We start from the raw sequence: 13,483 nt of genomic DNA on the forward strand, positions 1-13,483 counted from the left end.
TTAAAGGATTCTTTTGTAATAAAAATACTTTGCAGTATTTCTGAAATTTCTTTTTCATCCATTTGTTTAGAAAATTCTCTTTCTAAATCATAACAAACCTTATGACTAATCCCGAAAGTAAATAGTTCCAAATTGGAATTTTCGACTTTAAAATTATTGATTGCTTTTGCCAATAATGAAATTTCATCAATATCAAGTAAATTTTCTAAATAAAAAGCTTTTTTATGTATTCTATTTTCAATAAAATCCTTCTGATTATTAATAATATATCCTACATTTTGGTTAGCAGTACGTAACGCCCTATAAAATAACCCTTTATGTTTAAAATGAAATTCAATTTGCGTTTTTAAATTATCTTTATGAACAGCTTTTTTTGTAGTTCTTATTAATCCAGATGGGCTTAAAAAATAAAATGCTAGAACAATTATTAAAATTACTATTAGTGGTGAAGCTAAACTTATCCAAGTTTTCAACTCTTTGAATGTTGGTAAATTAATATTAAATATGTAACTAACTATCGGTATTTCATAAAATAATTGTAATATACATAATACTATTAATACGTTAAAAATATTAATAGGTAAGAACTTAATTAAATAAAATTTATAGTATTCTACATTTCCATTTATAAAGTATGTAGTTTCTTCATTTGTGTAATTCTTTACCTCTTTAGAGGGGAAACCTTGAATAAATTTATTAAGTATATTTAATAAAAAAAGTTCTATTTTTATAGTTTTAATGAGATTTTTTAATTGTCTATTATTTAAGTAGTTCAATTGTTTTCGATTTAAAAATTCTTTTAATTTATTTTGTACCTTTAGCATAACAAAACTAATTTTTTTCAAAATAAGCAACATTATACCAACTGTTGCTAAATACATAATAATTCCATTTACAAGTATCATATTCTATCTCACTCGCTTCTTAAAGTGTTTAAATTAATTAGTAAAACCTATTTATTACATATATTATACTTTATTTTTAATGTTGCTCTAAATTTTTTTTAGACCTAAACTTTATTCAAAAAGAACTTAAGAATAAATGTTTACTTTCCGTGACTTTTTTTAAAAAACCAACCTCAAAAAACCCCTATAAACGTTGATATATCAAGACAGCATGAACGCATACATTCATCATAAGCGTTCATGCTTTTACCCTCTTTCATATGTATTCGCAAAGAGGTTTTGTGTGAATGTACAAAGACATGCTTTTCGCCTGATTTCGTGGATTTTCGGGGGGTGTGACTTTTTTATGATTGCACAATTTGAACAATCAAAGCTTTCATTATGTTTCATCGCTTCTAGTATGTATTCATATAAAGTAATATTTAATTACTAAATATACCAATAATACAAAAGGAAAAAGCCCAGGCTCAAAATTATTGAATACCTGGGTTTATCACAAAATTATTTACTTTTGGACTTACTTATATTTCTTACATAATCCATTATGAGAAATACAACCATAGTAATAATACCGTACATTATCGTCTCTTTACTATCAAAATAGTAGTCCTCTTTATTATAAATAAACTTAGAAATGTTTATAATTATCGCACCGACTATAAAATAAATTAGAAAGTTCCTGATTAATTTCATATTTTATTTTTCCTTATTCACAATTAGAACTTCCTGGGAATAGTTTGTTCATTTTAGTAGAACAGCTTACTGAGATAACACTAAGATTTATTACTAAACCTGGAAGTGTTGCACCTGCAACTTTTTTAGGAAACTCTTTTAAAATTAATTTTGCAGCTTGTTTGAAATTAGATGCTCTAATTGCATCAACAATAATCGTTAATGATGTAGCAATACCAAAATAACTCGATAAACCTTCTTTAATACATTCATTTTCTGCTGCTCTAAATTCCATTGTTTCTCTTTTACCATGCCATTCACAAGCTACTGCAAATAGTGTAATTTGTGGTTCAGAAATTATATTAACGTCTTCAGAAGAAATTAGTAGGTTTTCTACTTCTAATCCCTCAATGATCGCCTCTTTCATAGAATTACCTTTTAATTCTGTCTCTATTATTTCTCTATCATAACCTACAATAACTTCTTTATTATTTTTTAAAACTGCTTTGTCAAAAATCAATTCAAGTGCTTCTGCTAAATCATTTTCTAATTTTCGTTCTTGATTCATACTTTCAACAGTACTAATTGCATACGAACTAGAGACCCCTGAAAAAAGTAACGTCATTGTGATCATTAAAATAGTTATTAATTTATATTTTCTCATGAAATAAACTCCTATTGTAATCTATTTAGTAATAGTTGTTGAATTACTATAGTAAATATCCCTCGAGGTAATTTTATCCTAACATTCTTAACTTTTCTAAATCAATACTCAATCAACGCCATTTTTTTGGCGTTTATTATGTATATTTTGGCGTAATTTATAAATAAAAAACAAATCACGCCAAATCACGTCACTTATCCTTCCTTATTATTGGCGTACAAGGCATTACTTGTACATCTAAAGTAATATTTACTGTGAATTTTCTTCAAAAACCCTTGAAAACAATTTAAAGTTAGTTAGGTGAAACCATTCACATAATTGTCAAAATGAACAACTGTAAGTAGAAAGGACTCAAGCCGTTCAAACGTTTCTGCTAACGGTATGCTTATAATATTTACATAAGCCATGCTTTTGCACCAAAATGCTTCAATCGGTCCGTATCAATACATTGACCGACACGCGACATGCTTTGTATCAAACTGGCTTTGTTTTCGCTTCGCTTAATTTACTTGGAGGTTCACTATATATGAATGCCTGCTCGCCAAGCTGTGATGATTTTATTGCCGACTTTATGCTGAAAAAAGAGGGAATGATTAGTCAATGCCTCTTTTGAACGACACTATAAAAGGACACGTCCATAGACGCATCCTTTAGCTTGTAAAATTAGTTCTATTGAAAATTAAAAATCCATGTCATCGACCCAGTATTATTGTTAATATCTGTGTAATCAAATGTTATCTGAGCTTCTCCTGTACCAATCTTCTGCACATTTAAAAAAACATGTCCAGAAGGATTTGGACCCGTAATCGTTGCAGTGGCAATATTGTCATCATTACTTCTCGGATTACTGAAAATGACAGTTGAATTGTTTTCCCCTGTTATGGCAACCGTCAAATTCACATTAGTTGACATGGAATAAGGTCCACCAAATGTCCCACCATCAACATATGGTGGTGAAATATTAACTCTTGGTGTATCTGGAATTGTTACCGTTACGGGTGCTGACTTGTAAGCTACTACTCTAGTGTTATTATCTACTATTTTATAGTTTACCGTTACATCACCAGCTGTAACACCTCTTATAGCCCCTGTACTTTGCTGAATTGTTGCAGCTCCTGTACCATTTGTTACAGTCCAGATGATGGATTGTCCGACTCCTGGAGGCGTAAAATTAGTTGCTGCTGAGCCCCAGCCAATAACTGAATAAGGTGCTGGCACCATGGGTATTGCTGCTACTGTTGCTTGTGGATGAACTGTCACAGTTGTCGTACCTTTTTCAATTACTACGCCATTAGCATCCATTCCTACATACGTAATAACTGAGCTACCTGCACTTATAGCTGTTACTTGGCCAGTTGTAGCATTCACTGTCGCTACACTTGTTGGTTCAGCTACAAAACTTTTGTTTGTTGCTGTTGCAGATAAGCCTGCTCCTACTGAAGCTGTTATTACTTCATCCATTTGCAGTACTTGCGAATATGTTGGGCTTTTTGCTGTTGCCTCATCATATACAGTGAGACTCACAGAATTCATTTTACCATTACTACTTGTATACGAAATGGTTGTGATACCTGGTGTGTGAGCAGTAATTTCACCTGTACCTGAATGAACTGTTGCAACACCTGTATTGCTTGATGACCACGTTATTGTGCCTGATTCGGTTGTTTCTGCTGTTCTACTAGTAGTTTCTCCCAGTTGTAAAACAGATGATGACGTTCCTACGCCAGTAATCGCTGCACCATTGCTATGGGTCACTGAGAAAGTAATTGAAGCCGTTTTTAGTCCATCTACCGTTGTTGCTGTTATGGTCACAGTACCTATACCAGTCGCTATTACTTTCCCCTGCCCGTTAACAGTTGCAACGTTCAGATCTGAGGAAGTCCATCTCACAAGTTTATTTGTCGCATTTGCGGGTACAACAGTTACTGTTAGTGTCTTTGTTTCACCAATTTTAAGATTTTCTATCACCTCATTCAATGTAATCCCGACTACAGGAATTACACTTGGTGTTGGTGATGGAACTGAGTCTGAGTCTGAGTTTGGTTCTGGCTTTGGTACTGGTTTTGGTTCTGGTTTTGGTTCTGGCTTTGGTTCTGGCTTTGGCTCTGGTTTTGGTTCTGGCTTTGGTTCTGGTTCTGGTGTTACTTTATCAATCTGCTTTAAAAATCGAGAAGCAACAAGGGCAACTTGTTGTCTTTCAGCTATTCCTTGTGGATTGAAACGATTTAATGTATCGCCTGTCATTAGGTTTGATGCTACTGCAAAACCTACCGCATCCCTTGCCCAAGCAGAAATTTTATGCTGGTCAGCAAAAGTAAGTTGTTCGCCAAGGCCATTAGTTTCACCACCTAATGCTCTAGCAAATAGAGTGGCCATTTCTTGACGTGTTAAACCTGAGCCAACGCCGAACTTCCCATCACCTATCCCATTTATTAATCCAGCTTTAACTGCTGCTTCGATAGCTGGATAAGCATAATGAGTTGTTGGAATATCTGTAAATGTTGGAGTACTTGGAGAGTTAGTTAGATTCAAATTCAGTGCTTTCGCTAAAATTATAGCAAAATCTTGTCTTGTAATTGCTGATGTTGGTCTAAATTCACCATCTGGATAACCATTTATAATGCCTTTTTCAACTAACTCGTTGATAGCATTTTTTGCATAGGAATTCTCAATATCAGAGAAATCAACTGCAGCAAAGGTGACTGTATTTATTGAAAGAAATGAAACGACAAAGCTTAATAAGAATACTATGCTAATAATAATATTTTTCAAAATAACACTCCTTAGTTTAGTTTGGAATAAGTATCTTTCATCTTCACTTATTAATTTTTATAGCCATTTAATGTCGTTTCTATTAACAAACGTTAATAGTACTGTTAATTGTTTAATTATTAACAGCTTAGAATTATTCTTTGCTTGTACAGCGACTTCTCACTTTACTTAGAGCTCTATTTCACATCACAAATTACTTGTTAAATTGTATCCCTCCTATCAACAAACTCATCTAGTTTTAATAGGGTCTTCCACAATAAATATTCTTTACCTATTACTTTTTTTCCTTCTGTAATTCAAACCATCCGTTCAATATATATTGATATTGCAAATTTTTCATATTCAATATATGCTTCTTCGGCAGTGGTAGTTATGATAGTTTATATCCAACTGACTTAATACTGTGTTCTTGATAGTATTTCACCACGTTTTTTCAATGCTTACTGGTGCCATCATCTGTTCTGATTAAACCTGAAATTCAATTACTAAAAAAAGTAAATATACTAAATCTTTTCAAGTTCAGTACGATAACAACTATGGAACTAAAAATGTGATTAGGAAGGTGATAATTTATCATGATGACGACCAATTTCTCTACTATGCAATATTTAATGTCACGAAAGTCCTCGTCAAAGTATTATGGGTTGACACGACAAATGAGCAAGGAAGTTAAAGCTACATCGAAAGAGGAACAAGAAAAAATAAATAATGTAAATAAAATTCTTGAAGAAAGTAAAACTTCTAAACTATCTAGCAAACAAATTGAAACGTTAAAAAGCGCAGTAAAGCAAGGGTTATTAGGATCTAGTTCTAATCATTTAAGCCCATTAGGTATGTATAACTATAAAAAATCAATCTCAAGTTCGAATTCAAACTTACATTCAACTTTGAGAGCTTATCGAAATTCTATCTAGTTTTTAAACACCCTTTAACCTATTAGAGGGTGTTTTGTCTTGTAAGTCAGGTTTCATATCATGGTATTCAATTAACCAAAGTGAACATATGTATGCTTTTAAATCCTTATCCCCTTTTAAACGTCCACTATATAAAAAGGATCACTTTCCTATCAGTGACCCTTTCAACCATTATTTAAAATTCTGTGGTTTTACCACTTTAAATGAAGCAACTTCCCCGCAGCTTTTACAAAAAGTCATTTGGAGTGGTGACCCTACCGCCATAATTGCGCCAATAGGTCGTATATTGCCTTGGCTTGTAGTACCACCCACCTGTCCAGTCGTAAATTTATCTCGACCACAAGCCTTGCAAACTAATTTTTCATTCTCCATCACATCACCTCATTTTATGTAATTTATGTAAATTATAACATATGAATATCTGGTATAAGCGATGAGCGGGTCTGACCCATCAAATCTATAAAATATCTAGGAAAATAATGAAGAAAATATTCTTATTATTTATTTTGTTATTGCTGGCAGGGTGTAATGAAACAGTTAAAACGGAGGAAAAAACATTTGCATTTCCTGATGAAATCCTAAAAATAATAATGATGGGACAAGGGGCAAATCGTGAGGTAAAGACGAACATTTGAACATGACATCGACAGAAAAAAATGCCATGCAAATTTTAACTGAATCCCATCCAGATGAAGGGCCATTATATACTTTGGAAGTGATTTATGAAAGTGTCTGGAAGGACTTGATTGATGTATGGTATTACGAAAATTAACAGTGGTTGCTTCCTTTAAATCAAGACAAAGCTCTGAACGGACACATAGATTGAAAATATAGATACCCCCATTAGGAACCAACCATAAACTGTTCGCTGTTTTTGAAATTCTTGAATACCTAAAGTGAACATGAAAAAGCCTAAGAACAATATCATGAGGTAATTCAATTGGAAATCTCGTGTGATTAGTCCGTAAGCTGCTAAAGATATGCCTGTGATGGAAAAAATAATTTTTAAACAATTTAACATAAATTCCCACCCCCTTTTTAGTAACTACAATATAAATTATTTCGTGCAGTGTCAATATACTTAGCTACTTCTTTTCATTTTCTGTATACATCTACCTATACTTTCCTATATAGTAATATAAAAGGAGGTTTTATGGAAATATGTCGTTATTATTGGCATTTTTAGGTTTTTTAGGTTTTATTGTAGGTCTCGTATTAATAGTGATTGGACTTATTAAAAAGAAAAAAATGAAGGGCGGACTTGTATTAGGTATCTCAGTTGTTATATTTATTGTTGGATTCATATTAACGCCTATTGATGGAACAGAATCAGGTAAACAAGCTGCCACCCATGAAAAAGTGGAAACTGTGACAAAACCTAAAGAAGAAACCCCAGAAGAGAAAGCTGCTCGTGAAGCAAAGGAAGCTGAAGAAAAAGCATTGGCTGAACAAAAGGCAAAAGAAGAAGCTGAAGTTCGAGCAAAAGCTGAAGCTGAAAGAATCGCTAAACTAGAAGCTCTAAAAATAAATGGCTCTGGTGATACAGCTACGAAGAAATTCAAATTAGAGAAGGGTTTCGTTATTGTAGATGCAACTCATCAGGGGTCTAGCAATTTTGCTGTTAAACTATTAGACGCTAATGCTAACATGATCAAATTAGTTGTTAATGAGATTGGTAACTACACTGGTAAGAAAATTTATGCTGTACCCACTGGTGAATATCAGTATGAAGTAACAGCAAGTGGTCCATGGACGATTAATATGTCCCAAGAGATTCCTGCTGAGGTTGCACCTGAAGGCAAAGTTACAGGTACAGGTGATAGCGTAGTATTTATGAATATTTCAAAAGGTGCTAAAACCGTTGCTTTCACGCATGACGGCTCTAGGAATTTTGTAGTGAAAGCTAATGACAGCGTTTTATTAGCTAATGAAATTGGTACTTACAGTGGCTCAAAAGTTCAAAAAGTAGAGGATACTTCAATTTACTACTTTGATATAACGGCTGATGGGAATTGGTCTATGACATTTGAATAAATATCTGTTTAAGTAAGTTTATCGCCAATACAGAAAGGAAGCGTCGTAAATGAAACAGTGGCGACATAGTAAGAGTTTTGTTATCTCTTGGTATGCTTTACTTTTAATTTGGATTATCATGCCAATTTATTTGTCGATTCCAAGTATCATCACTATTTTATTCATCATGTTTTCAGCATTTGGAGCTTGTGTGAATCACATTAAATATATCAAAAGAAGTAAAAGGCCATATGTCAAAATTATTGATTTAAACAAATAAAATTCTCTATAAAAAAAGGCATATGCTCATCCACAGATCGGACATATGCCTTTATTTCTTAAACTCTTAACGATCCACGGAAGCCTCTTGCTGCGTAGTAGGATTCTGCGCCATTGTGATACATAAAGACCATGTCATAGCGACGGTCGCAGAAGATGGCACCGCCTAGTTTGCGAATGTTGTCAGGTGTTTGTACCCAGCTGGATGTTTTTAAATCGAACTTGCCAAGCTCCTGTAGTTGGCGATATTGCTCCTCTGTTAACAGCTCAATGCCCATTTCCTTGGCAACATCCATAGCCGTATTTTCAGGCTTGTGATTTTTTCTAGATTCCCATGCTTCACGGTCATAACATAAACTTCTGCGACCTTTAGGACTTTCCGCAGAACAATCATAAAAAATGAACTCGTCCGTGTTTGCATCATAGCCTACTACATCTGGTTCACCGCCTGTTGCCTCCATTTCGTGGAGCGACCATAGTTTCTCCCTATTAGCCTCTAGCCTAGCTTGGACATTTGCCCAATCAAGCCCTTCATGGCGAGATGTATTTTTCTCGAAGCGAACTTGCAAAGTATTGATTAGTTCCTCGGTTTGCTCTTGTGACAATTCTTTCGTTGACATTGTTGTCTTCCCCCTCACTTATTTAAATGACAAGCCTTCTTCTTTCAATGATGATCTCATAATCGGTAAGGAGGCTGGTCCAACACCATGTAATTTTAAGATATCCTTTTCCGTATACATAGATAGTTTTTCCAACGTATCAATACCTGCGTGTACGAATGCATTTCTTGCAGGTGAACTCAATTTGGAAAGGAAGCCACTGCTAGGTTTATTTTCCTGATCACAGGTAGGGCAGCTTGAACAATCTGTGCTTTTGTAAAATGGATGTCCTTTTTCACAAACTTTTAACCTTTTTTCTGCCAATATCATCCCTCCAAACCTTATGCTTTTGTTCATTTTACCATATTTCAATCTAGGGTATTGCTAACGAAACCTAGAATGCCTCTATTTGTTGATCTGTTAAGTTTTGTGCACCGAGGTATTGAACTTTCGGTACCCCATCCATATATTTCACCACAGCATATCTTTGTATCCCTGGTTTTAGCCAAATACGTGCTTCCTTAGGCCAACTTGCAATATCCTTCGCAAACATTTCCTCTGGTATAATATTTGTATCCTTTGAGAGTGAGTATTCAGTATGATTAAATTCATTATCTAAGATGGTCACATAGAATAAATCGTCTCTGACTTTATAGACATCTTGAAAATGGCGGTCAATAGCATCGAAATAAAAACCAGTTGGATAGATATAAAACTTCCCTGCTTCATAAGACATAATGGACTGGCTCTCTCTGGAAGGGAAATTCATCTTCTCAATATCTAAGTCAACGCCAAATGTTTCTTTGTATTTTGCTTGGACGGAGGCCCCATCAAAAACCATTTCACTCATGTCTGAATACTCATGGTCAAGATTGGCCTTTTGAATAACATCTAACACTAAAGATTGGACGACTTTTTTGTCTTGATGATGGATGCGTCTCTTTGTATTAAATTCCTCTAAGGCACTGACGATTTCTTCCCTTTTCTTCTTTTCTAGCAAAGCTTCTTGCCCAACAATACTATTTACGCTCGGTGCGAGGGCAGCAAGGACTGTGCCAACATTGCTAGCTGGGCTAGTATAATCGAAACCATATTTTTTCTCGGAAAAATTACTAATCAATATGGAACGTTCCTCACCTAAATATGGGGCAAAAGCTGTGTCATATGTGGCTTGATCTGTTACTTCACCATTTAAAAAATAATCGATACCCACTACATTGTTATTATCCATTGTATAGCCAGTAATAACTAACTCCATTGCTGAGTTAGTTGGCTCCTTGGCATAAATCCAGATCTTGTCAACCGTAGTACCTTGACTTGTTTGATTGGAGAACATTTTGATGAACGTTCGACCATCCTGACCTTTGACTAAAGACACATTCATATCACAGGCTGAGCAGACCAATTGATCAACTTCACTTGAAAAAGATAGAATAGCGCTTTCACCGTTCGTATTTCCCGTCCAAACTTCTTGGATATAATTATCCTTATTTCGATGTGTATATGCAGATAATGGGTAGTCTACTCCCTTCATGAAGGCATAAACCTCCTGAACCCCATCATTATCAAAATCGATTAATTCTGAATATAAAACGCCCTGATTATACTCATTATCAGCAAATGTTTGCATATCGTATGTATAGCCTATTGTCTCAACAGCCTCAGATAATTTCTCATATAATTGACGATCTACCAACTGCTTTTCCTGTGCCAACTTAGATGCCGCTTCTTGTTCGCCGCTAGCCTCGACCCCAGGCTTCTCCTTGGATTGATTTGAACATCCGCACATCAATACCATGAAGAATAATAACAACCAACTTTTTTTCATATTAACATTCAACCTTTCAACACTATGTAATATCTATGTAAATTTTCTACATTTACTACTTTATACCAATATAAGGGTGCTGTAAGTAATAAAGTTTTGATATACTCCTTTGCTAAAAATGATTTAATCCAAACTCTCTATATGGAATTGCTGAACCTTTTGAACATCATGGCTCTTTAGGGGGAAAATCTCACTTAAAATCGTAATGCTTCCCTTTATCAAAATTAAATAGTTCCGCTTTTGTAAAGTGACAATTTTAACCCTTCTAAATAAGAATAACCCCGTTCCAAGTTAGGACGGGGTTAACAGTAATATGCTTTCTTGTTTCATCAATAGCACTTTCTGATATTGATCATTTCCTTCTAATTTTCTGCGTTTTAGCAAATACATAACCTGATAATCCAAATGACGCACTAATAACATAGAAAGGTCTCGTAATTCCGTTATTTATATTTATTTAAAATTTCTGCGGGAATATGACAATAATCATTTGGACATCTGGTTAATCTATCTTGATGTTCCTCTGCACTTCTGACATAGTTTGTAAGGGGCAACACTTCAACCATTATAAGCTCGTAATCATTTCGCTCTCTAAGAAATGCCTTCGCCTCTTTTAAATGCTCAGGATTTTCACTATATACGCCTGTTCTATATTTTTCGCCAACATCCTGTCCTTGTCTATTCAAACTGTAAGGATCAATGATTTCGAATAAATAGCCCATTAAATCTCGAATGGTTACAACTGTTGGATCAAACCCTGTTTTTACACATTCAGCGTATCCATCATAATCGCCCTCAAGCGTACGACTTGTTCCATTCGCTCTTCCTGCTTCTGTAAACGTAACTCCTGGTAGCGTTTTTATAAAAGCTTGTACGCCCCATAAACATCCACCAGCCAAATATATTACTTCCATCATGCCCCTCCTTTTTTGTCTAAATACAGATCAATTTTATTATGAACCTATTCATAAAGGAAGGCACTCATCACATTCTTTACTAATGGCTAAAAATTATTAAATCTTAGATAAACGTAATGAATCGAGTATACCAAAATGAATTTTTAACAATTTGCCAGTAGAAGTATCAGTATAAAAGATGTAACTACTTTTTAACATGTATTACTTTGTAGCCAATATATAAGATGAAAAACCAAACTGGTGCCACATATAGGGCAACACGCATATCTGGAATAAACGCCATTAACACAATCACCATTAATAAAAATACAATAGCAATATACGTAGAAAGTGGGTAAAGCGGAATTTTGAATTTCAGTTTGGCTACTTCCTCTTTCGTTTTTGACTTCCTAAATTTCAATTGTGCTAATAAAATAATCATCCAGCTTGTAATAACTGCAACCGTCGCAACTGCAGAAATATAGATAAACACTTTTTCAGGTACTACATAGTTTAAGACAACCGCGATTAATAACACAGCTGACGAAAATAATATCCCTCGACTCGGACTACCGTTTTTGCTTACTGTTTTAAAATATTCTGGACCATTTTTTTGTACCGATAAGTTGTGTAGCATACGTCCTGAACCATATAAGCCACTATTAAAGGCAGACATTGCAGCTGTAATGACGACAAAGTTAATAATGTGAGCCGCAGCAGGGATGCCAACGTAATCGAAAATTTGAACGAACGGGCTACCTTCTGAGCCAACTTCGTTCCAAGGATAAATAACCATCATAACGCCTAGCGCCCCAATGTAGAAAATTAAAATACGCCAAACGATGTTGTTTATCGCTGATGGAATGGACTTGCTAGGATTTTTTGCTTCTCCTGCAGAAATACCCACTAATTCAACCCCACCGAATGAGAACATAACTAATACGAGTGACATTAAAATACCATGGAAACCATTTGGCATGAAGCCACCATGTGCCCATAAATTATCAAAGCCAATTGCTTCACCGTGGTTGCCGACACCGAAGAAAATAATAGCTAATCCTAGTACGATCATCCCGATAATTGCCACAACTTTAATCATCGCAAACCAGAATTCGAATTCTCCATATGCTTTTACATTTGCTAAGTTTACAAGCGTCATCATAACAAGTACGACAAGGGCAGTTACCCATTGTGGAATATCTGGAAACCAGTAGTTAATATATACACCGACTACTGTTAATTCTGCCATGCCCACGACAATCCACATGAACCAATATGTCCAACCAGATAAGAACCCAGCAAAGCGCCCTAAATATTTATTCGCGTACATACTGAATGAGCCTGATACAGGTTCTGCTACTGCCATTTCGCCTAATGCACGCATAATGGTGAAAATAACTAACCCGCCAATTAAATAAGCTAGTAAAATAGATGGTCCCGCCATTTGAATGGTTGAACTAGAGCCATAAAATAAACCGACTCCAATGGACCCGCCTAGTGCAATTAATTGCATGTGACGAGTACTTAATTCCCGCTTTAGTTGTGAATCTTGATGATTATCTTTCATAATGCTTACTCCTCATACGTTTAAATTTTCAAATACTTGCTCAAAAAAGGAATAAAAAAAACGCCCTTTTGGATTAACCAAAAGGACGATTCAACTCGTGTTACCACCTTTAATTTATAAGCAATTCACATTACTTACCTTAAGAAGTACGGTCATTTGACGATACTCTCGCACATGATTACGGGTGCTTACCGGCGTAGCCTACTTAGAATAATCCTTTCGGTACACAGCTCCAAGATGAATTCTCAATCGTTTTACATGCACCTCTCATCGACCGGTAACTTTCTGTTCGTAAAAATAATTGATACTACTTCTTTTCATAGCCTTTGTTCTATACAAATATTTTTGAATTGTTTTTCATTTTACAGAAAAAA

At 34.8% G+C, this 13,483-nt stretch carries 14 protein-coding genes and 1 other annotated feature; of the genes, 4 read left to right on the top strand and 10 right to left on the bottom strand.

All coding sequences use genetic code 11. The annotated features are described in order from the left end of the window. From VK91_RS14440 to VK91_RS22285, 3 genes are all read right to left on the bottom strand, one after another. Nucleotides 1-905 (bottom strand): hypothetical protein (locus VK91_RS14440; protein ID WP_048393767.1); only part of this gene is annotated, 905 nt, incomplete at its 3' end. Between the two features lie 706 nt (nt 906-1,611). Then, complete coding sequence (locus tag VK91_RS14450; RefSeq protein WP_048393769.1) at nt 1,612-2,241, bottom strand: hypothetical protein; 630 nt, start codon at nt 2,239-2,241, stop codon at nt 1,612-1,614. 669 nt (nt 2,242-2,910) lie between these two features. Next, on the bottom strand, nt 2,911-5,013 hold the full coding sequence (locus tag VK91_RS22285) for an Ig domain-containing protein (protein WP_053075719.1): 2,103 nt from the start codon (nt 5,011-5,013) through the stop codon (nt 2,911-2,913). 656 nt (nt 5,014-5,669) lie between these two features. On the opposite strand from VK91_RS22285, the gene VK91_RS14460 reads away from it, so the two are divergent. After that, nucleotides 5,670-5,927, top strand: coding sequence for a hypothetical protein (locus VK91_RS14460; protein WP_231595671.1), 258 nt, complete (start codon nt 5,670-5,672; stop codon nt 5,925-5,927). Nucleotides 5,928-6,098: 171 nt separating this feature from the next. Here the strand turns inward: VK91_RS14460 and VK91_RS14465 are convergent, their stop codons facing one another. Further along, a complete protein-coding gene (locus VK91_RS14465; protein ID WP_048393773.1) occupies nt 6,099-6,299 on the bottom strand; it encodes a hypothetical protein in 201 nt (66 codons plus the stop codon). A gap of 265 nt (nt 6,300-6,564) precedes the next feature. On the opposite strand from VK91_RS14465, the gene VK91_RS23235 reads away from it, so the two are divergent. Continuing rightward, entirely contained in the window at nt 6,565-6,699 is a 135-nt protein-coding gene (locus tag VK91_RS23235) for a hypothetical protein (protein WP_255349867.1), read from the top strand. A gap of 15 nt (nt 6,700-6,714) precedes the next feature. On the opposite strand, the gene VK91_RS14470 is transcribed toward VK91_RS23235, so the two are convergent. Further along, entirely contained in the window at nt 6,715-6,948 is a 234-nt protein-coding gene (locus VK91_RS14470) for a DUF3953 domain-containing protein (protein ID WP_048393774.1), read from the bottom strand. A 140-nt stretch (nt 6,949-7,088) separates the two neighbouring features. Between VK91_RS14470 and VK91_RS14475 the strand changes: the two genes are divergently transcribed. Together VK91_RS14475 and VK91_RS14480 are read left to right on the top strand one after the other, a co-directional pair. Further along, nucleotides 7,089-7,961 (top strand): hypothetical protein, encoded by an 873-nt coding sequence (locus VK91_RS14475; RefSeq protein WP_053075720.1) that lies wholly within the window; start codon nt 7,089-7,091, stop codon nt 7,959-7,961. Between the two features lie 49 nt (nt 7,962-8,010). Then, on the top strand, nt 8,011-8,220 hold the full coding sequence (locus VK91_RS14480; protein ID WP_048393776.1) for a hypothetical protein: 210 nt from the start codon (nt 8,011-8,013) through the stop codon (nt 8,218-8,220). Between the two features lie 58 nt (nt 8,221-8,278). Here the strand turns inward: VK91_RS14480 and VK91_RS14485 are convergent, their stop codons facing one another. From VK91_RS14485 to VK91_RS14505, 5 genes are all read right to left on the bottom strand, one after another. After that, complete coding sequence (locus VK91_RS14485) at nt 8,279-8,839, bottom strand: DUF4256 domain-containing protein (protein WP_048393777.1); 561 nt, start codon at nt 8,837-8,839, stop codon at nt 8,279-8,281. 18 nt (nt 8,840-8,857) lie between these two features. Continuing rightward, a complete protein-coding gene (locus VK91_RS14490; RefSeq protein WP_048393911.1) occupies nt 8,858-9,145 on the bottom strand; it encodes an RNA polymerase alpha subunit C-terminal domain-containing protein in 288 nt (95 codons plus the stop codon). Nucleotides 9,146-9,212: 67 nt separating this feature from the next. After that, nucleotides 9,213-10,646 carry a hypothetical protein gene (locus VK91_RS14495; RefSeq protein ID WP_048393778.1) on the bottom strand — a complete coding sequence of 478 codons (1,434 nt, stop codon included), beginning with the start codon at nt 10,644-10,646 and terminating at the stop codon, nt 9,213-9,215. A gap of 443 nt (nt 10,647-11,089) precedes the next feature. After that, on the bottom strand, nt 11,090-11,560 hold the full coding sequence (locus VK91_RS14500; protein WP_048393779.1) for a peptide-methionine (S)-S-oxide reductase: 471 nt from the start codon (nt 11,558-11,560) through the stop codon (nt 11,090-11,092). Between the two features lie 187 nt (nt 11,561-11,747). Next, the gene (locus VK91_RS14505) at nt 11,748-13,109 is read right to left on the bottom strand and encodes an amino acid permease (protein WP_048393780.1); all 1,362 of its coding nucleotides are present in this window, start codon (nt 13,107-13,109) and stop codon (nt 11,748-11,750) included. Between the two features lie 78 nt (nt 13,110-13,187). Continuing rightward, nucleotides 13,188-13,439, bottom strand: a binding site (T-box leader). Nucleotides 13,440-13,483 lie beyond the last annotated feature (44 nt).

Origin of the sequence: Lysinibacillus sp. LK3, assembly GCF_001043675.1 — a bacterium.
GTDB lineage: Bacteria > Bacillota > Bacilli > Bacillales_A > Planococcaceae > Lysinibacillus > Lysinibacillus capsici.